This window comes from Moorena sp. SIO1F2 (genome assembly GCF_010672755.1).
Classification (GTDB): domain Bacteria; phylum Cyanobacteriota; class Cyanobacteriia; order Cyanobacteriales; family Coleofasciculaceae; genus Moorena.
In genome coordinates this window covers 1-19,063 of record NZ_JAAHFV010000088.1, presented here as the reverse complement: position 1 = coordinate 19,063, position 19,063 = coordinate 1, and the positions used below count along the sequence as shown (strand labels likewise).

Below are 19,063 nucleotides of genomic sequence, written 5' to 3'. Positions count from 1 at the left end.
GTCTATGTTGCACAGAAGCGCAAGATCGGCGTCGGCGACAAGCTTGCTGGTCGCCACGGAAACAAGGGTGTTATCTCTCGAGTTCTTCCAGTCGAAGATATGCCATACATGGAAGATGGAACCCCGGTTGATGTAATCCTCAACCCACTTGGTGTTCCGTCTCGTATGAACGTCGGCCAGGTTCTCGAATCGCACCTTGGTTACGCCGCCCGCTGGGGTTGGGAAAGGAGTGTGGGGTCCGGGCGCGGGGAGTCAGATTAACAACACAACAGGGAGCAGGGAGTGGAGAGCAGGCAATTTTGGATCAAAAATTCTCACAATTTCTAAACGCATCCCTATACTAAGCACCTAAACAAAATTAATTTCCTACTACCAATCTCTGTAACCCTTACATCGTAAGGTTTTGAGTTTTGGGAAATGTGTAATTAATTTTGTGCACCTGCTTATCAGAGCAAGCTAAAACAGATCAGCTGGCTATAGCTTTAGTATAAATTTTCTGGATAAGTGACATTTCCATAGTAAACTATACATCGGCTGCTATAACTTATGTAGCTATACCCGCAAGGCAAGAGGAAAGAGTTTACTACAAAAGCTTTTCAGCTTTTATCAGTGTCCTAACTTTAATGGGTACTGCTATACCTGATAGCTGATATGCGAATGCTTACCTTAATTTGCTAATTGGCCGCCCATTTTTGAAAACCAATACACTTATCCAAGGAGAAAGTAACTACCATGATAGAATTTGATTCATCATTGTTTAAAAATAAGGTTAAATCTCTTTTTTTGCACACAGAGGAAGAAACTCTTGCTGCTTATATCTATAGCACTCCTGATCCTAATATTGAAAATGATCCTGCTAGGGGCGAAGAATATTATAGACAAGTAATTGAAGAAAGTGTTGATTATTACCTTTATAAGGAAGAGGTTAGGCTCATTAACACAGTGGCTAATCAACTATCAAATTATGTGCCACAGGGGGTGAATCTCGTTGAATTCGGACCAGGAACAAAAACAGCATTTATCAACAAAACTATGCCTTTCCTGAAGTCATTGAATCATAATATCACAAAGTATATTCCCGTAGATTTGTGCAAAACTTATTTGGATCAGGCAAAAGACGTTTTGCAAGATGAGTTGCCAGATATGTTGGTTAAACCCATACAAGACGACTTTATTGAGAATACGGATCTCGTTAAACAGTTTGACAAACCGTTAGTTTGGTTTAAAGGAAGCACAATCACTAATTTATCTACAAACCAATGTATCGATTTTATGAAAAACATATCTCAAGCCTTGCCCTCAGAAGGTATTCTAATCGTTGGTGTAGATGCTAATCAAAGCGAGTCTTCATTAAAAAAAGCCTACGATACTGAAGAAATGGCAAATCTTATGTTAAGCGTACTATATTGGGTTGATCGCGATTTGCCAACAACCAACTTTAATCCTGAAGCATTTAAGTATCAGCCTGAATGGACTCCAAACAATTATTGTTTGAAACATAATGCGATTGCTACCAGCAACCAAGACTTTGTTTTTGATGGGGTTAATATCAGCATCAAAGAAAATGAAAAATTCCATCTTTTAAGTTCTTACAAATATCCCGTTGATTATTTTCAAAAAATAGCTAGGCAAGCAGGATTAGAACCCTTAACTCATTTTGTTGATGAAAGTAAACGCATGGTTATTCATGTTTTAGCTTCAAAAAATAGCGTTGCTTAATAATGGAATGATCTGAAGAGTTTTGTGGTAAGCATTAAGCTATCAGTTATCAGCTATCAGCTTATGGGTCATGGGTCATGGGTCATGGGTCATGGGTCATGGGTCCCAGGGTCGAAGCCTGTGCCACCTTGAGGTGCTTTTGAATAAAATAAACTGAAGGCACCTCAAGTAGCGTGTGCGTAGCATATAAGCTGATAACTGTTCGCGTAGCGTGTGCGTAGCACATACGCTGACCGCTGATCACTAATAGCTGAATGCTTATATGACGGTCGCAGTACCCTTAGAGGCAGAGTGATGGACACAACTGGACTCGAACCAGTGACCCCCACGATGTCAACGTGGTGCTCTAACCAACTGAGCTATGCGTCCAAACCATCCATTATGATAGCACACATTTAGAATATAGCAATTTTATTTATTTAAACCTTCTAGCAAAGGGAACAGGGAGCAGGGAGCAGGGAGCAGGGAGCAGGGAGCAGGGAGCAAAAGATTTCCTAAGCTTTGCTTCGACTGCTATAGCAATTCTCAGCAACCTTTGAGGGAAATTGCTATTGCTAGCATGCCTATTGCTAGCATGCCTATTGCCTCTTGCCTCTTGCTAGCATGCCTATTGCTAGCATGCCTATTGCCTATTCCCTTTCCTTCAAATTCTTTTGAAGGAGGACATGACAGATTAGTTCTGCTAAAATATCCTGGTCGTTCAGCCTTTACCAGCATCTTTATCTTTGAGTCAACCAATAGAGACCGCCAGTATCGATACATTAGCCCAGGAACTCGCAGCCATACAGCAAACTGGTTCTAAGCGAATTGCCTTGTTGGGTTCACGTCACGTTCCGATCACCCATCAGAATCTAATTGAGATGATGAGCTATGCCTTAGTGCAAGCCGGTAATCGTCTGATTACCTCTGGTGCCACTGGAACCAACTTAGCTGCCATTCGAGGTGCTATGCGAGCCGATCCGTCCTTGCTAACGGTAATTTTGCCCCAAAGTCTTCAGCGACAGCCACTGGAATCCCGAAATTACTTGGAGAAGGTAATGCATTTGGTGGAAAACCCCCAAAATGATACCTTGTCTCTCGCTGAAGCTAGTGCCTTGTGTAATGCCGAAATTATTGCCCGGTGTCAGCAGTTAATTTGTTTCGCATTCCATGATAGCCGTACCCTCCTGAACACCTGTAAGGAGGCAGAACAGCAAAGTAAGGTTGTTACTCTGTTCTATTTTGATTAGTTGTGATTAATTGTAATTAATTTTGATTAGTGTGAGCTAGACTATGCATCTATCCGGTTCGGGAATTTTACTTTACTGTATTGTGGGGGCAACGGTTTTAATATATCTACCGTATCTGGTAGTTGCCTACAGCCGTTTCAAACTAGGCTATGACCAAAGTGCCCCTCGCGCCATGTTTGATCAGCTACCGCCCTATGCCCAACGAGCGACTTGGGCACATCAGAACTCCTTTGAAACGTTTATTGTATTTAGCGCAGCAGCGTTGATGGCCTATATAACGGGTCAGAATTCAACCCTCGCCATCGGGTGTGCGATCGCATTTGTAATTGCCCGAGTCTTCTACTCGGTGTTTTACATTCTCGATATTCCCTTGGGGCGATCGCTGATGTTTGGCATCGGCTCTCTTTCCACTGGTACTCTGTTTGTTCTGAGTCTAAGCAGCGTCAGTGGCTAGACCAGATCAAGTCCACTTGCTTCGGGCCTTGATAGTTTTGGTTGTTGGTCATTTGTCTTGAGAGCCACCAGGTTGAGCCACCTCCCCAAGACTTATGGGCTTATTCAAGACTGATGCTACCGGGCTTGATATCAATAGGTTTAAAAATTTTGTATAGGGTGCAACAAATTTCCATTTTGGTTTTAAGCTGTTAGATAGTGAGTCACTATTGCTCACGGCCTACCGCTGACCGTTATTAATTATGGCTAGTACCTATTCTTTTGATATTGTTAGTGACTTTGATCGACAAGAGTTGGTCAATGCTGTGGATCAAACTATTCGTGAAATCAAAAGTCGTTACGACCTCAAAGATACTAAAACCACTGTCGAATTAGGAGAAGAATCTATCACCATCAATACTGATAGTGAATTCACCCTAGATGCTGTGCATACTGTTATTCGTACCAAAGCCGCGAAACGGGAACTTTCGCAAAAAATCTTCGACTATGGTAAAGTAGAATCAGCTAGTGGTAATCGTGTCCGCCAAGAAATCACGCTAAAAAAAGGCATCAGCCAAGAATATAGTAAAAAAATCACCAAATTGATTCGAGATGAATTTAAAAAAGTACAAGCCTCGATTCAAGGTGATTCAGTTAGAGTATCTAGCAAATCTAAAGATGACTTACAAGATATCATCCAGCGGTTGAAGCAAGAAGATTTGCCGATTGCTTTGCAATTTACTAACTATCGCTAAGTAAGCATTCAGCCTTCAGCTATCAGCCGTCAGTCGTCAGCCGTCAGCCGTCAGCTAAAAGCTCACGCTACTTGAGGTGCCGTCAGCTTATTTTATTCAAAAGCACATCAAGGTGGCACAGGCTTCTAGCCTGTGACCCATAAGCTGATAGCTGATAGCTGATAGCTGATAGCTGATAGCTGATAGCTGATAGCTGATAGCTGATAGCTGATAGCTGATAGCTGATAGCTGATAGCTGATAACTGATAGCTGATAACTGATAGCTGATAGCTAAATGCTTACACTCTAGACTACTATGGCTTGATCCCAGAGATGACTTCCTTAGCTGCTGCTAATGTGCGGTCAATATCCTCCTCGGTGTGAGCTAGGGAAGTAAATCCTGCTTCAAATTGTGAGGGGGCTAGGTAAATCCCACGCTCTAACATGCCCCGATGGAAAGCAGTGAATTTGGATGAATCAGAGGTTTTGGCATCATCGAAGTTGTGAACAGGAACACCAGTAAAGAACATGCCAAACATAGCGCTGATGTAACCACCAGTAGTTGCATGACCAGCATCTTTAGCAATTTGCAGTAATCCCTCGGAGAGCTTTTTAGTAATACTATCTAGCTGTTCATAGGTACCCGGTTTCTTCAGTAACTCCAGGGTTTTAATGCCTGCTGTCATGGCTAGAGGATTCCCAGAAAGGGTTCCGGCTTGATACATTGGCCCTGCTGGTGCCACCATCGACATGATATCCTTTCGTCCGCCATAGGCTCCCACGGGCAAACCACCACCGATAATTTTACCTAGGGTAGTCAAGTCAGGAGTGATGCCAAATTTCTCCTGAGCACCACCGTAGGCAATCCGGAAGCCAGTCATCACTTCATCAAACACCAGTAGAGCGCCATGGTTTTGAGTCAGTTCCCGCAAGCCTTCAAGAAAACCAGGCACAGGAGTGATGAAACCAGAATTCCCCACCACCGGTTCTAGGATGACCCCAGCAATATCATTGGGATATTGCTCAAATAAAGCTTTAACGGCGTCCAGGTCATTATAGGTAGCGGTTAACGTATTAGCAGTGGCCGACTTAGGAACACCAGGGGAATCCGGTAAACCTAGAGTAGCGACTCCAGAACCAGCTTGTACCAGCAGCATATCAGCGTGACCATGGTAGCAGCCAGAAAATTTGATAATTTTGTCCCGTCCTGTGAAGGCACGCATCAGGCGCAGCACTGCCATACAGGCTTCGGTGCCAGAATTAACAAACCGCACCATTTCAATACTAGGAACGGCGTCAATCACCATTTGTGCTAGCACGTTCTCTAGGGCAGAGGGAGCGCCAAAACTGGTACCCTTGTCTAGAGCCTGGTGCAATGCCCCAATAACTTCTGGATGAGCATGACCGCAAATGGCTGGTCCCCAGGTACCTACATAGTCAATGTACTGGTTTCCATCTACATCCCAGATGTATGCTCCTTGAACTCGGTCAAATACAATCGGTTCTCCCCCTACTGATTTAAAGGCTCTGACTGGGGAGCTGACCCCTCCTGGCATTAGGTTCTTGGCGGCGCTGAAAATTTCTTGTGATTTAGTGGTTTTAAACGACGTAGTGCTAACCAAAATAGTCTCCTAATATCAATACTGTACGGGTTAGTTGAAAATAAGGTAAAAATCTCTCACCCCATTACCCCCCTTAAACAGAGCAACAGGGAACTTTGGCTCAGGGAACTTCGGCTTAGGGGCAATACTGGACAAGAGACTATTATCCTATGGAGACTGATCCGTTTTGAATTTGTAAAGAAAGAATCCAGATTTACTGATCAATATTTAGTGATCAATTGGATGTCAGGTGTGGTATCTTGTAGGGTGTATCTCATTAAAGCTGTTTGACCGGCTGGGTGTTTCAATCTGTTGCCCTAAAACTATGTCAGCATCTGAACCGACTTCCATTAGCCAAGCTATACCAGTTGACCAAATTCGCTACAACGATCAAGGACTAGTGCCAGCCATTGTCCAAGATTACCTAGATGGTACGGTACTAATGATGGCTTGGATGAATCGGGAGTCATTGCAAAAAACCCTCGATACAGGAGAAACCTGGTTTTGGAGTCGCTCTCGTCAGGAATTGTGGCACAAGGGTGCTACATCTGGGCATTTACAACGGGTAAAATCCATCCGCTACGATTGTGACAGTGATGCTTTACTCGTGACGGCGGAACAAATTGGTGATATTGCCTGCCATACCGGTGAGCGTAGCTGTTTCCATCGAGTGGGGGCTAAGAAAGTAGCCCCTCCAGCAGATACCTTGTCTCAGTTGTTTGAGATAATTTGCGATCGCCGTGACCATCCCGTAGAAGGGTCCTATACCTGTAAGTTGTTTAAGGGTGGGGATAATAAGATTCTTAAAAAAATTGGGGAAGAAGCGGCAGAAGTGGTAATGGCTTGTAAGGATGATGACCCGGATGCGATCGCATCTGAAGTAGCGGACTTGCTCTACCACAGCCTAGTTGCTATGGCTTACCATCAGGTTGATGTACAGGATGTTTATCGCAAATTGCAACAGCGCCGTCGATAGTGTTGGTGATGGTGAAAAAGGTGATTGGTAATTGGAGCAGATTTTGATCATAGAAAGAAGCCAAAAGGCCAATCACCATGGACGCGATCGCGTCTGTTAGAGAGCATCGCTTTTTTTAACCAAATCCTGTAAACTGGCCCAGGTACTGTTAACCATAGATAACAAATAACTACCTTGGCTTACGATAATATCTGTAAATATCTCGCAGAAAACTACCCAGCTGATTTGGTTAGGTGGCTTCATGGTATTGAAGTTACTGAAATCTCGGTGCTCAAAACTGAGTTAAATACCGAACCGATTCACGCCGATTCCTTGACGCTGCTGCAAACCCCTAATCAAATCCTACAGTGGGAATTTCAAACCCTACCGGCTTCCAAGCCATCCCTACCATTGCGCATGCTCAAGTATTGGGTCAGACTCAAAGAAAAGTATAACTGTCCCGTTGAACAGGTCGTGATATTTCTCAAGTTCACCACCTCAAACAAAGCTTATACTAATCAGTTGCTGGAGGGTAACACCAGCCATGGCTATCGAGTAATCAGGATGTGGGAGCAAGACCCTGAGCAATTTTTGGCCAATCCCGCCTTATTGCCTTTTGCCACTTTAGCATTCAGTGAGTCTCCTAAACGATTATTAGAGCAAGTGGCGGCAGCAGTAGATAGGATTGAAGAACCACTAGCTTTTAGTAACATATCCGCTTGTACCCAGTTACTAGCTGGTTTGCGGTTTGACCAACGGTTGATCACAGAATTATTTCCGGAGGAAGTGATGCAAGAGTCTGTAATTTATCAGAAGATAATTCAAAAAGGACATCAACTGGGTTTACTCGAAGGAAAACGGGAAGGTTTACTCGAAGGAAAACGGGAAGGTTTACTCGAAGGAAAACGTGAAGGAAAACAAGAGGAAGGATACTCAATCGTTATACGTCAACTGACCCGTCGGTTTGGGAGTGTTGACGACCAGCTACAACTGGGGATTCAAAAGCTTTCTGTTGCTCAATTGGAGGAGTTGAGCGAGGCGCTGTTGGATTTTGAGACAGTCACAGATGTAGCTGTGTGGTTGGCATCCCATCAGCAATAAATCGGATGCCTACACATCCAAGCTCACTGGCATGCTCCCACACTTCCTACCTAGGTGCGCTCTTACCATTAATAATTAAATTCGCCACGGGTCGCACCTCTTGTAAGTGTGGGCTTCTCGCCAAAACCAGTCCTTGCTTGTGCCTATTCCCTACTGCCTGTTTCCTGTTCCCTGTGCCCTGTTCCCTTTGCTATATAAATGCTATAAATTAGCTATTTGCTTCCGATTGAACCGATTAAAAATCCAGTTTAATAATTGGGGAAAAAAACGTTTAATAACTGAGATAATTTTTGCCATTCCATCAGGAAAAACCTGAGGTTTATTATCAATGATTCCTTGAATCGTTTCGCCCATGACCTTAGCCGGATCAGTTACTAAAAATTCCGGCAACCCCTGATTTTCTTTGGCAAGGGTTCCATACTGTTCCGACTGGAGAATGGGAGTACGGCTGTAAAAGGGATAAACAGCTGTAACCTTCACGTTGTAAATTTTAACTTCATTTAAAAGCCCTTCGCTGAATCCTCGCAACCCGAATTTACTAGCAGCATAATGAGCCATGCCAGCGGGTGCCACCCAGCCAGCAGCAGAGGAAATGTTAACGATGTGACCTTGGCGACGCCTAATCATATCGGCGGCAAATAGAGAACTTAATCGCATTGGTGCCAGCAGATTTACCTGCATCAGCCTTTCCCATTTTTCCCCAGGAACTTCGTCCATGCGACCAAAAAGCCCAATTCCAGCATTGTTGATCAAAATATCGATTGCTATTCCGAGGTTTTTAACCTGGTGATAAAGGGTTTCGCATCCGTCATGTTCAGAAAGATTAATTTCCAAAAGAGCAAGTATATCCCCAGTTTTAACCTCCCGTTGAATAGCCTCGGCACGCTCTTTAAGAAGAGTTTCATCAAGATCCGTGAGGATCAAATGGCTACCAGCTTCTAATAATTGCCGAGTCAGTTCCTGACCGAATCCACCGGCGGCACCGGTGATGAGTACCACAGCTCCATGGAGATTGCTCATCTAATTGTTCTCAATTTTTGCTATCGGTTAAATTTTAGGAGATTGGAGTATTCCCCATAGTAATAAAAACCCGGGTAAATTAATGTTAGGTATCAGCGACGCATATTTTATTAATGGTGGCCAAAACATTGGAGCTATAAAACGTAGAGAGCGTAGTGATACCGGACGTAACCCGTCTTTATCGATAATTCCATAGTGCTCAGCCAGTTCTGCGACAATTCGAACGCGGCCTGTAAAGTGCATTACAGTTGGGTCTGCAGCAAGGGCAGCAATAACGCGCCCTGTTAGTAAAGGAGTTTCCCAATTATAGCCTTGAGAGATCACTTGGCTTTGCTGATTACGTGGTTTATCTTCTCCCATTTGCAAAGCCAAACTGGAAATATGTTCGGTACCAACTATGCCTGGCCAAATCGAAAGGGACGTCACATTATATGGCTTGAGTTCAACAGCCATATCAGCAGCAAGTCGATCGCAAGCTGCTTTACCCGCTCCATAGGCAGCACCAAAGATGTAAGACATGCCCCCCCAAGATGAGATGGTGCAAATCAGCCCCTGCTGACGCTGAATCATCAGTCGAGCTGCAAAAACACTGGCAATATAATGGCTGCGGAGACCGACATGATTGACAGCATCCCAAAGATTCTCAGCGCATTCCCAAAATGGTTTTTCGTATCCATCCTTCAATGCCTGCACTCCTGAAAAGGCATTATTGACCAGCAGATCCAGTTGTCCCTTCTGCTCGTCTTGAATCCGTTCAAAGAGTAAGCGCACTTGTTGGTCGTCGCTATGATCTACCATTACCGGAATACAAATCCCACCAGCATCTTGCACAGCTAATTGGGTTTCCCGAAGACTACCGGAAACTCCCTCTGTGACATTGGAACTGTCGAGACTACGACCAGTAATATATACCGTAGCACCTGCCTCACCAAGGCCAATCGCAATTCCTTTACCAATACCACGGCTGGCACCCGTGACCAAGGTGACTTTGCCTTTAAGGCTTTCCATAATTGCTTTTTTTGATATTGATATTAATTCATGTTAACATTTTTTTGACATTTTATGGTTGAGATTTTTATCTAAACGTCGATGATCGGTAAACGTAACTCTCGAACTAAACAATAAAACGAATAATCCCCTACAATTATACCATAAAAATACTCAAAATGCAAGTAGTTATTATTGGTGCAGGAATGTCTGGTATCTGCATGGGTATTAAACTTAAAAAAGCAAAAATTCCTTTCATTATTTTAGAAAAATCATCTCGACTTGGAGGGACTTGGCGGGATAATAACTACCCAGGATGTGCCTGTGACATTCCCGCTCATTTATATTGCTACTCTTTTGAAATGAAACATGATTGGGGTCAAGTTTATCCCTCTCAGGCAGAGATATTGAAATACTTAGAACAATGCACACGTAAATACAATATTTATCCCCATATCCGTTTTAATCAAGAGGTTATTAGTGCCCATTTCAATGCCCAAAATTGCCTCTGGTATGTTAACACAGCTGAGAATGAAACGATAACAGCTAACATACTGATCAGTGCCTGGGGAGGTTTAAATTTACCCAAATTACCGAATTTAAATAGCTTGGAAACCTTCAAAGGAGTCTCGTTTCACTCAGCTAGATGGAATCACACCTTTGATTTAACTGATAAAACTGTGGCAGTTGTAGGAACTGCAGCGAGTGCAGTTCAATTTATACCAGAAGTTGCCAAAAAAGTCAAAAAACTATTCATTTTTCAAAGAACTCCTAACTGGATTACTAACCGAGACGATGGGACTTATTCAGCCCAGATGCAATGGTATTTTAAGAATTTCCCTATTCTGATGCAACTGCACCGTGGATTACTATACTTGCGTAATGACTTAATCAATTTTTCTCTATTCACTACTGGAAGTTTTATCGGTAAGTACCTGCGAAAACAATTGGAAAAACGCATACACCAGGAAATTGATGACTCCCGAGTACGGGATGCGGTGATGCCCAGCTATCAACCCGGTTGTAAACGAATTTTAATTAATAACGACTTTTATCAAACCCTGAACCGAAATAATGTAGAATTGATTACAGATAAGATAGAAAGCATAACTACTGATAGTCTGGTAACCGAACAAGGAAAAGACTATAAAGTTGAGGCTATTATCTATGCTACAGGATTTAACTCTTTGTCCTATCAAAAAATCGATATACGTGGTAGCAACGGAGAGAGTATAGCGGAGATATGGGGCAACGAACCAGAAGCGTATCTTGGTATTTCTGTTCCCCATTTCCCTAACTTTTTTAGTCTGTTAGGACCGAACACTGGTTTGGGTCATAGCTCGGTCATCTTAATGGTAGAGTGCCAAGTTAATTATATTATCGGCTGCTTGAATAAAATGCTCAGAGAAGACTGGAAATCTCTGGAAGTGAAGGAGGAAGCCATGAGACTTTATTATCAGGATTTATGGAAAACTATGGAAAAGAGGGTGTGGACAAAAGAAAACTGTATGAGTTGGTATCAAAATAAAGATGGCAGAGTATTCGCTTTGTGGCCTGGTAATACTATCCAATATTGGTGGGCTACAAGAAAACCAATTTTCGATGACTATATTTCTACCTAGCCTAGTTGCGTTCGCACAAGCGCGGAAGCTGAGGCCGTAGGCCACGCTTTGCGTTCGCGTAGCGTCGGCTTTGCCGAAACGCTTCATCGCTACGCGATTGACCTTTGGTCACGCTACGCGAACGCTTTTTTTGACCAAATCCTGTAAACTTGGCCAGGTAGTCTTAACCACAGATAACTACTTTGGGTTACGATAACATTTGTAAATATCTCGCCGAAAACTATCCAGCTGATTTGGTCAGGTGGCTTCATGGTATTGAAGTTACTGAAATATCAGTCCTGAAAACTGAGTTAAATACCGAACCGATTCACGCCGATTCCTTGACCCTGCTGCAAACCCCTAATCAAATCCTACAGTGGGAATTTCAAACCCTACCGGCTTCCAAGCCATCCCTACCATTGCGCATGCTCAAGTATTGGGTCAGACTCAAAGAAAAGTATGATTGTCCGATTGAGCAGGTGGTTATATTTCTGAAATCCACTCGCTCAGAAAAAGTTTATACTAACCAGTTGGTCGATACTAACACCAGTCATCGCTATCGAGTAATCAGACTGTGGGAGCAAGACCCTGAGCAATTTTTGGCCAATCCCGCCTTATTGCCCTTTGCAACTCTGGCATTCAGTGAGTCCCCGACAAGATTATTAGAGCAAGTGGCGGCAGCAGTAGATAGGATTGAAGAACCACTAGCTTTTACTAACATCTCCGCTTGTACCCAGTTACTAGCGGGTTTGCGGTTCCACCAAAGGTTGATCACAGAATTATTTCCGGAGGAAGTGATGCAAGAGTCTGTAATTTATCAGAAGATCATTCAAAAAGGACATAAACTTGGTTTACTGGAAGGAAAACGCGAAGGTTTACTTGAAGGAAGGCAAGAGGAAGGTTACTCAATCGTTAGACGCCTGATCACCCGTCGGTTTGGTAGTGTTTCAGACCAGCTACTTGAGGGGATCCAAAAGCTTTCTGTTGCTCAATTGGAGGAGTTGAGCGAGGCGCTGTTGGATTTTGAGACAGTGACAGATATAGCTGTGTGGTTGGCATCCCATCAGCAATAAAAAAAGCGATGCTCTCAAAGAGCCCCTACGCGAAAGCGATTGGCCTATGGCCACGCTACGGGATGCTCTGCAAGAGCCGCTACGGGATGCTCTGCAAGAGCCGCTACGCGATTGACCTTGGCCAAAAGGCCACGCTACGCGAATGGTCACGCTACGCGATGAAGCTTCGCTTCCGCTAAAAGCGATCGCTTTTTTTGACCAAATCCGGTAAACTGGCCCAGGTACTGTTAACCATAGATAACTACCTTGGCTTACGATAATATCTGTAAATATCTCGCCGAAAACTACCCAGCTGATTTGATCAGGTGGCTTCATGATATTGAAGTTACTGAAATATCAGTCCTGAAAACTGAGTTAAATACCGAACCGATTCACGCCGATTCCTTGACCCTGCTGCAAACCCCTAACCAAATCCTGCAGTGGGAATTTCAAACCCTACCGGTTTCCAAGCCATCCCTACCATTGCGGATGCTAAAGTATTGGGTCAGACTCAAAGAAAAGTATAACTGTCCCATAGAGCAGGTGGTGATATTTCTGAAATCCACTAACTCAGAAAAAGCTTATACTAATCAGTTGGTCGATACTAACACCAGTCATTGCTATCGAGTAATCAGGATGTGGGAGCAAGACCCTGAGCTATTTTTGACCAATCCCGCCTTATTGCCCTTTGCGACTCTGGCATTCAGTGAGTCTCCAACCAGATTATTAGAGCAAGTGGCAGCAGCAGTAGATAGGATTGAAGAACCACTAGCTTTTACTAACATATCCGCTTGTACCCAGTTACTAGCTGGTTTGCGGTTTGACCAAAGGTTGATCACAGAATTATTTCCGGAGGAAGTGATGCAAGAGTCTGTAATTTATCAGAAGATCATTCAAAAAGGACATAAACTTGGTTTACTTGAAGGAAAACTTGAAGGAAGGCAAGAGGAAGGGTACTCAATCGTTAGACGTCTGATCACCCGTCGGTTTGGGAGTGTTGAAAACCAGCTACTTGAGGGGATCCAAAAGCTTTCTGTGGCTCAATTGGAGGAGTTGAGCGAGGCGCTGTTGGATTTTGAGACAGTCACAGATTTGACAGTCTGGTTGGCATCCCATCAGCAATAAACAGGATGCGTGGAAATTAAGAATTAAGAATTAAGAATTGGGAATTAAGAATTGAGAATTAAGAATTAAGAATTGAGAATTGAGAATTAAGAATTGGGAATTGGGAATTAAGAATTGGGAATTGGGAATTGGGAATTAAGAATTGGGAATTGGGAATTAAGAATTGAGAATTGGGAATTCTGCCTTCTGCCTTCTGTCTTCTGCCTTCACCATTCTGCCTTCACCATTCTGCCTTCTTAATTCTTAATTCTTAATTCTACATTCTTAATTCTACATTCTTAATTCTACATTCTTAATTCTACATTCTTAATTCTACATTCTGACCAACAACCTTCAACTTGAAACAGACATTTGATACCGTCCCAAGGCCAACAACGGGAAATATTGTTGATAGAAGTGGTACTTCAAATAAAAATGACTGGGAAAACCTGTGCCTGTAAACTCGGTTTCATCCCAACTGCCATCGGGCTGTTGAGTTGACACTAAGTAGTTGACTCCCATATCAATGGCATCCCTTGCCCAGTTGCCAGTAGCTTCTCCTGCTGCCATTAAACCAATTAAAGCCCAAGCGGTTTGAGATGCGGTACTGATTCCTAGTCCCTTAAGACTGGGATCATCGTAACTAAGACAGGTCTCACCCCAGCCACCATTGAGGTTTTGACATTTCACTAGCCAAGCCGCACCCCGTTCGATACTACGTTGGTGGGTGTGAGGCGCTATTTTAGATAAGGCGGAAAGAGCACTACTGGTGCCATAGATATAGTTAACCCCCCAACGACCAAACCAGCTGCCATCGGCTTCCTGTTCCTGAATCAAAAATGCGATCGCTTTCTCTAACTGCTGGGATTCTATGGATAAATTACACGAACCCAGCATTTCCAGGACCCGTGCGGTCACATCCGCTGTGTTAGGGTCAATCATCGCTTTCAGGTCAGCATAGGGCAGAGAATTGAGCCAGTGTTGATTATTATTAATATCAAACGCCGCCCAACCCCCTTGGTTACACTGCATTGATGCTATCCAAGCCAAGCCACGAGCTATGGCTGCCTGCTTTAGTTTCTGATTAGGCAGTTTCAAGCTATTCAAGGCCATAATCACCACTGGGGAATCATCTAAATCGGGATAGAAACGGTTTTGAAACTCAAAGGCCCATCCTCCTGGTTTCCCTTGGGGATTCTTGACCACCCAATCCCCATAGTCTAGTATTTGCTGCTGCAACAACCATTCGCCACCCCGAACTAAGGCTGGATGATCCGGTTCTAAACCAGATTCCACCATCGCTCGCAATACCCAAGCTGTATCCCAAACTGGGGAAACACAGGCTTGGACTCGGTAGCTGTCAGGGGTTTCAATGGCAAAGCGATCAATGGCTTCAAGTCCCCGTTGCACGACCGGATCCGCAAGATCATAGTTGAGACAACGCAACGCTAACAGGGAATTCAACATGGCTGGAATAATTCCCCCCCAGTCTCCTGTGGCTTCTTGCCTTTCCAAGACCCATTTTTCTGCTGCTGCCAGTCCCTGCTTCCGGAATGGAACTAAATTCAAGTCTTCTGCTAACTTAAATCCATGATCAAGGAGTACAAATAAATCTGTCCAATCGGAATTGCGAGGTAGCTCAAACTTGGCGTGATCAGCTCCTTCGGTATATAACTCGTCTAGAGTGATGCTTGGCTGAATATCAAATACTGGCTTCTGGTCAAAGACAATTAATAAAGGAACTGTACTTCCCCTTGCCCAGCTAGACATTTCATAGATCGTAAAGGGAAACCATTGCGGAAACAACATTATCCAGGGGGGAATCGAGGGAATCCCGCGCCAGCTATAGCAGCCAATCAAGGCTAAATGAAATTTGGTGAAAATCCGGGTTTTGCTGATGCCACCTCGTCTGAGAATAAAATCCCTGGCTCGGACCAAAGCTGAGTCGCTGGCGGGTACCCCCAAAAGGCGAAGTGCCATATAAGCTTCCACCGAACAACTCAAATGCCCACCATCGCCATAGAAAAGTTCCCAGCCACCATGTTTCCGCTGTTGAGAACGCAGATAGGCTTCCGCTTTATGTAAAGGTCGTTGTTTGTCAGTTCCCCAAATTTTATGGAGTAGGATAATTTCCGCCGTTATGGTGACATTAGATTCTAGTTCTGCCCACCAGTAACCATCGGGATATTGCTGAGCGAGTAGATAGCTTTGGCTATTTGCGATCGCTTCTGTAACCCCTGAGTTTACAATCCTGTCTTGGGTTTGCATGTTTTACCGTTCCACTTCACACACCAGATTCATCGGTGCGCGCCTCCAAGGCCGCGAGCAATCCCTCGCGGCCTTGGGTCGCACCTTTGGTTACGTTATTTTGCTATTTGTAGTGGATAATTGGCAATAGCTATCAATACAAATGGATACAATCGGATTAGGAATAACTGTTCTATCCTTAGGGATTTGGATCGGATTACTAGGATTTCGGGGTCAGTTTTGGCGAGCAGACCAACGGCTGGTTATAGAGACTTTCCCTACCAGGTCTGTAGGTCAAGGGGAATCCTTACCCAGGGTTTGTGCTGTAATTCCAGCTCGTAATGAAGCTGAGTTGCTCCCCACGACATTGCGATCGCTTCTGGCTCAAGACTACCCTGGCTGCTTGAAGGTGATTGTAGTCGATGACCAAAGCACTGATCAAACTGCTACCATTGCTCAAGCCCTTGCCCAGGAAAGCAACCAATCCTCCGAACGATTCCAACTAGAAGTATTATCCGGTCAAGAGCTACCCCCTGGCTGGACAGGTAAACTTTGGGCCTTAGAACAGGGGATTCGTCATGGGCAGCAGCAAACCCCAGCCCCAGATTATTTTTTATTTACCGATGCTGATATTGAGCATGATCCAGGCAATCTCCGTCAACTGGTTACTAAAGCTGAGATGGAACACTTGGATCTAGTTTCCCTAATGGTGTTGCTCAGATGCCAAGACTTTTGGGAACGACTACTTATTCCTGCTTTTGTCTTCTTCTTTCAAAAACTGTATCCCTTTGCTTGGGTCAATAACCCCACAAAATCTACTGCGGCTGCGGCTGGAGGATGTATTTTAATTCCCCATCAAGCCTTAAAGCGCATCGGTGGGATTGAGGTGGTGCGTCAAGCATTAATCGATGATTGCGCCCTAGCTCAAGCAGTTAAATCTAGTAATACAGCAAGTTTCGCCCCCCTAGCCCCCCAGCGAGCAATCCCTCGCTGGGGGGTACAAAACTCTCAAAGTCCCCCCGAGCGAGGGATTGCTCGCTCGGGGGATTTAGGGGGCTTTAGCAAAACCAATCAGCAACGCCCTGGCTTTGGTGGCATTTGGTTAGGGCTAAGTCAATCAACTCGCAGCTTACGACCATATCCTTCTTTAGCCAGTATCTGGAATATGATTGCTCGCACCGCCTTTACCCAACTAGAGTATTCCCCATGGCTATTAGTCGGTACAGTGATGGGAATGACGTTAATTTATCTAGTACCCCCGATTGGTTTAATCGTTAGTGTTTTGACTGGACATTGGCTGAATGCGATCGCATCTTTTGTGACATGGTTGCTGATGGCTTTAGCTTACTTACCGACACTGCGTCTCTATCAATGTTCTCCTCTGCTGGGATTTTGCTTACCTGGGATCGGGTTGCTCTATACCCTAATGACTATAGATTCAGCATGGCGACATTGGCAAGGAAGGGGTGGTGCTTGGAAAGGAAGGGTTTATTCGGTTGAGGGTTGAGGGTTGGAGGTTGTTCTATGTTGAAGGTTGGAGGTTGATAGTTGAAGGTTGGAGGTTGATAGTTAAAGGTTGGAGGTTGATAGTTGAAAGTTTACTGTTATAGCAGTCGAAGTAAAGGTTAAGACATAGTTTTGTTACCAGAGCCGCTCTTGTCTATTACCCTTTCCCTAACTATACTTCACTATACTATTAACTTTTGTTAAGCACTGCATAATGTCCTGAACTTTGCCTGAGAAATAAATAGTGGTATTTTAAAATAACTAGGCTCAAAATTAACTCGAAGGCTGAGCATTAAATGGGCATCTATTGATTGACTCTTCCTTTGCTATTTAAAAAAAAAATTAAAGCTCAGGAAAATCTTGGCTTGTGATATAAAGGCATTCAGCTAATTTTAGTCTACGAAGGTTTCAAAATATCGATAAACACTAGCTGATACCGACAAAGGATAGGATGTATGTTGGATAAAAATCTAGCAACTATTTTTACTGCTTTTTCCATCTCTTTAGGTTTAACCATTGCTCTGGCTGGTGATCTTCATGCAGAGAGCCAATTCCCTGATGGTAATGTTCCCCTCGTTGCCCAGTCTCTAGACGTATTCACCAATCAGATTGGATTTCCAATTGAGTTGGACTTAACCAAAGCACAAATTCGAGGAACGTTGCCAATTGAAAAATTCCGGGAAGATTTAGTTAACTCTATCAATCAATATGATGGGTATTACATCAAGAATACTCGTTATAACAAGTGGAAGATAAACGATATTAATCTTCAGTCTATTGAGAATGGTGGAGCAACATTTTCCTTTACCGTCAATTTGCGTAAGTATGAATGCATCAAGATTCCAGGTGTTGGCAGGAAGTGTACTCGTCTCTTTTCTGTAACACCTAGTGGTGATGTCAGTCTTGGTATTGCTATACGTAATAACGATTTACAAGTTGCTTACCGTAAGCATAATGTGCGTGGACGGGGATGGTATTCTGATGCTCTGACTCTTCTTGAACGTCTATTTCGTAATCAAACAGTTAAAGCGATCAAGAATGGTTTGGCAAATTTTGATGGTGTCAATTTAATTTCCTATCTTAAAGATGCGGGCGTTGATAAAAAGTTGAAACCCTATGGCTTAACCCTAGATAAACTCGTTAAGGCTGGTGTTTCTATTAACGCCGATGTTACTCCAAAAGGGCTGAACTTTGTAATTGATTTACCTAAGACCATAACCCTTGAATAATTAGTTAAGCTGTTAGGCACTAATGCTTAACAGCTTAGTCAGATTTATTTGAGCTTCTCTAAAATTTGGTTATCCTGAATAAATTTATCTATTTCCTCGATAATATCATTTCGTTGTCGAGGCACCAAATATGCTGTCTCTACGAATCCTATCACAAAGGAGAAGAATCCACTACCAGGTCTAAATGAATAGTCAACTATTTCAGATTTCATTTCAAACTCCCCACTCGGATTATCATCATAACTAATCTTGAATTGGATATATCCTTTATAGTTTCTTTTGATAAATTTTAAGTGTTTTTCCTGCTTGACCCATTCCACATCACTAAGCAACACGTGTAATTCATCATTGTCAAGCGAGTTGTATTTAAAACTACTTCTTACTTCAGCTTTATCTATCGAGATTTGCTTTATATTACGAATTTCACCTATCTTAAACTTGTTTTCAAAAACTTTTGCTATTTCTGGGAAATTCTTAGATTTTTGAGGTAACTTTAGTGTTTTATTTGGAAAACTGCTAAATATAAATGCTTCTGTTAATATTACA

17 protein-coding genes, 1 tRNA gene and 1 pseudogene are annotated in these 19,063 nt (G+C 43.4%); 13 read left to right on the top strand and 6 right to left on the bottom strand.

The window, feature by feature from the left end; translation table 11 throughout:
• Both F6J94_RS13205 and F6J94_RS13200 read left to right on the top strand, forming a co-directional pair.
• Positions 1-216 (top strand): annotated as a pseudogene (locus F6J94_RS13205) (hypothetical protein); the annotation flags it as partial.
• 516 nt (positions 217-732) lie between these two features.
• Positions 733-1,719 carry an L-histidine N(alpha)-methyltransferase gene (locus F6J94_RS13200; RefSeq protein WP_293040695.1) on the top strand — a complete coding sequence of 329 codons (987 nt, stop codon included), beginning with the start codon at positions 733-735 and terminating at the stop codon, positions 1,717-1,719.
• Between the two features lie 295 nt (positions 1,720-2,014).
• On the opposite strand, the gene F6J94_RS13195 is transcribed toward F6J94_RS13200, so the two are convergent.
• Positions 2,015-2,088, bottom strand: a tRNA-Val gene (locus F6J94_RS13195).
• A gap of 356 nt (positions 2,089-2,444) precedes the next feature.
• Between F6J94_RS13195 and F6J94_RS13190 the strand changes: the two genes are divergently transcribed.
• The 3 genes from F6J94_RS13190 to F6J94_RS13180 all read left to right on the top strand — a co-directional run bounded on the left by F6J94_RS13190 (position 2,445) and on the right by F6J94_RS13180 (position 4,135).
• Positions 2,445-2,948, top strand: coding sequence for a DNA recombination-mediator protein A (locus F6J94_RS13190; RefSeq protein ID WP_293019466.1), 504 nt, complete (start codon positions 2,445-2,447; stop codon positions 2,946-2,948).
• 43 nt (positions 2,949-2,991) lie between these two features.
• Positions 2,992-3,402: an MAPEG family protein gene (locus F6J94_RS13185; protein WP_293040691.1), complete on the top strand. Its 411-nt coding sequence runs from the start codon at positions 2,992-2,994 to the stop codon at positions 3,400-3,402.
• A gap of 241 nt (positions 3,403-3,643) precedes the next feature.
• Entirely contained in the window at positions 3,644-4,135 is a 492-nt protein-coding gene (locus F6J94_RS13180) for a YajQ family cyclic di-GMP-binding protein (RefSeq protein ID WP_293019468.1), read from the top strand.
• Positions 4,136-4,428: 293 nt separating this feature from the next.
• Here F6J94_RS13180 and hemL read toward each other — a convergent pair whose 3' ends face one another.
• A complete protein-coding gene (gene hemL, locus F6J94_RS13175; protein WP_293040687.1) occupies positions 4,429-5,736 on the bottom strand; it encodes a glutamate-1-semialdehyde 2,1-aminomutase in 1,308 nt (435 codons plus the stop codon).
• 304 nt (positions 5,737-6,040) lie between these two features.
• Between hemL and hisIE the strand changes: the two genes are divergently transcribed.
• The gene (hisIE, locus tag F6J94_RS13170) at positions 6,041-6,691 is read left to right on the top strand and encodes a bifunctional phosphoribosyl-AMP cyclohydrolase/phosphoribosyl-ATP diphosphatase HisIE (RefSeq protein ID WP_293040684.1); all 651 of its coding nucleotides are present in this window, start codon (positions 6,041-6,043) and stop codon (positions 6,689-6,691) included.
• Positions 6,692-6,865: 174 nt separating this feature from the next.
• Entirely contained in the window at positions 6,866-7,771 is a 906-nt protein-coding gene (locus F6J94_RS13165) for a DUF4351 domain-containing protein (RefSeq protein WP_293040681.1), read from the top strand.
• Between the two features lie 201 nt (positions 7,772-7,972).
• On the opposite strand, the gene F6J94_RS13160 is transcribed toward F6J94_RS13165, so the two are convergent.
• A complete protein-coding gene (locus tag F6J94_RS13160; RefSeq protein ID WP_293040678.1) occupies positions 7,973-8,791 on the bottom strand; it encodes an SDR family oxidoreductase in 819 nt (272 codons plus the stop codon).
• A gap of 27 nt (positions 8,792-8,818) precedes the next feature.
• A complete protein-coding gene (locus tag F6J94_RS13155) occupies positions 8,819-9,799 on the bottom strand; it encodes an SDR family NAD(P)-dependent oxidoreductase (protein WP_293040675.1) in 981 nt (326 codons plus the stop codon).
• Between the two features lie 158 nt (positions 9,800-9,957).
• On the opposite strand from F6J94_RS13155, the gene F6J94_RS13150 reads away from it, so the two are divergent.
• The 4 genes from F6J94_RS13150 to F6J94_RS13135 all read left to right on the top strand — a co-directional run bounded on the left by F6J94_RS13150 (position 9,958) and on the right by F6J94_RS13135 (position 13,556).
• Positions 9,958-11,400 carry an NAD(P)/FAD-dependent oxidoreductase gene (locus tag F6J94_RS13150; protein WP_293040672.1) on the top strand — a complete coding sequence of 481 codons (1,443 nt, stop codon included), beginning with the start codon at positions 9,958-9,960 and terminating at the stop codon, positions 11,398-11,400.
• Positions 11,401-11,582: 182 nt separating this feature from the next.
• Positions 11,583-12,452 carry a DUF4351 domain-containing protein gene (locus F6J94_RS13145; RefSeq protein WP_293040669.1) on the top strand — a complete coding sequence of 290 codons (870 nt, stop codon included), beginning with the start codon at positions 11,583-11,585 and terminating at the stop codon, positions 12,450-12,452.
• 8 nt (positions 12,453-12,460) lie between these two features.
• Positions 12,461-12,631 (top strand): hypothetical protein, encoded by a 171-nt coding sequence (locus F6J94_RS13140; protein ID WP_293040666.1) that lies wholly within the window; start codon positions 12,461-12,463, stop codon positions 12,629-12,631.
• 67 nt (positions 12,632-12,698) lie between these two features.
• Positions 12,699-13,556 (top strand): DUF4351 domain-containing protein, encoded by an 858-nt coding sequence (locus F6J94_RS13135; protein WP_293040663.1) that lies wholly within the window; start codon positions 12,699-12,701, stop codon positions 13,554-13,556.
• Between the two features lie 333 nt (positions 13,557-13,889).
• On the opposite strand, the gene shc is transcribed toward F6J94_RS13135, so the two are convergent.
• Positions 13,890-15,803 carry a squalene--hopene cyclase gene (gene shc / locus F6J94_RS13130; protein WP_293040660.1) on the bottom strand — a complete coding sequence of 638 codons (1,914 nt, stop codon included), beginning with the start codon at positions 15,801-15,803 and terminating at the stop codon, positions 13,890-13,892.
• Between the two features lie 142 nt (positions 15,804-15,945).
• Between shc and F6J94_RS13125 the strand changes: the two genes are divergently transcribed.
• Both F6J94_RS13125 and F6J94_RS13120 read left to right on the top strand, forming a co-directional pair.
• Complete coding sequence (locus tag F6J94_RS13125) at positions 15,946-17,289, top strand: glycosyltransferase (protein WP_293040658.1); 1,344 nt, start codon at positions 15,946-15,948, stop codon at positions 17,287-17,289.
• Between the two features lie 454 nt (positions 17,290-17,743).
• The gene (locus F6J94_RS13120; protein ID WP_293040655.1) at positions 17,744-18,517 is read left to right on the top strand and encodes a hypothetical protein; all 774 of its coding nucleotides are present in this window, start codon (positions 17,744-17,746) and stop codon (positions 18,515-18,517) included.
• 44 nt (positions 18,518-18,561) lie between these two features.
• Here the strand turns inward: F6J94_RS13120 and F6J94_RS13115 are convergent.
• On the bottom strand, positions 18,562-19,063 hold a 502-nt coding region (locus F6J94_RS13115), incomplete at its 5' end, for a hypothetical protein (RefSeq protein ID WP_293040652.1).

Bases quoted from the DNA above. Each gene is read 5' to 3' on its own strand.
- F6J94_RS13200 (WP_293040695.1), top strand. From the start codon at position 733: ATGATAGAATTTGATTCATCATTGTTTAAAAATAAGGTTAAATCTCTT.
- F6J94_RS13185 (WP_293040691.1), top strand. From the start codon at position 2,992: ATGCATCTATCCGGTTCGGGAATTTTACTTTACTGTATTGTGGGGGCA.
- F6J94_RS13180 (WP_293019468.1), top strand. From the start codon at position 3,644: ATGGCTAGTACCTATTCTTTTGATATTGTTAGTGACTTTGATCGACAA.
- hisIE (WP_293040684.1), top strand. From the start codon at position 6,041: ATGTCAGCATCTGAACCGACTTCCATTAGCCAAGCTATACCAGTTGAC.
- F6J94_RS13160 (WP_293040678.1), bottom strand. From the start codon at position 8,791: ATGAGCAATCTCCATGGAGCTGTGGTACTCATCACCGGTGCCGCCGGT.
- F6J94_RS13155 (WP_293040675.1), bottom strand. From the start codon at position 9,799: ATGGAAAGCCTTAAAGGCAAAGTCACCTTGGTCACGGGTGCCAGCCGT.
- F6J94_RS13150 (WP_293040672.1), top strand. From the start codon at position 9,958: ATGCAAGTAGTTATTATTGGTGCAGGAATGTCTGGTATCTGCATGGGT.
- F6J94_RS13140 (WP_293040666.1), top strand. From the start codon at position 12,461: ATGCTCTCAAAGAGCCCCTACGCGAAAGCGATTGGCCTATGGCCACGC.
- shc (WP_293040660.1), bottom strand. From the start codon at position 15,803: ATGCAAACCCAAGACAGGATTGTAAACTCAGGGGTTACAGAAGCGATC.
- F6J94_RS13125 (WP_293040658.1), top strand. From the start codon at position 15,946: ATGGATACAATCGGATTAGGAATAACTGTTCTATCCTTAGGGATTTGG.
- F6J94_RS13120 (WP_293040655.1), top strand. From the start codon at position 17,744: ATGTTGGATAAAAATCTAGCAACTATTTTTACTGCTTTTTCCATCTCT.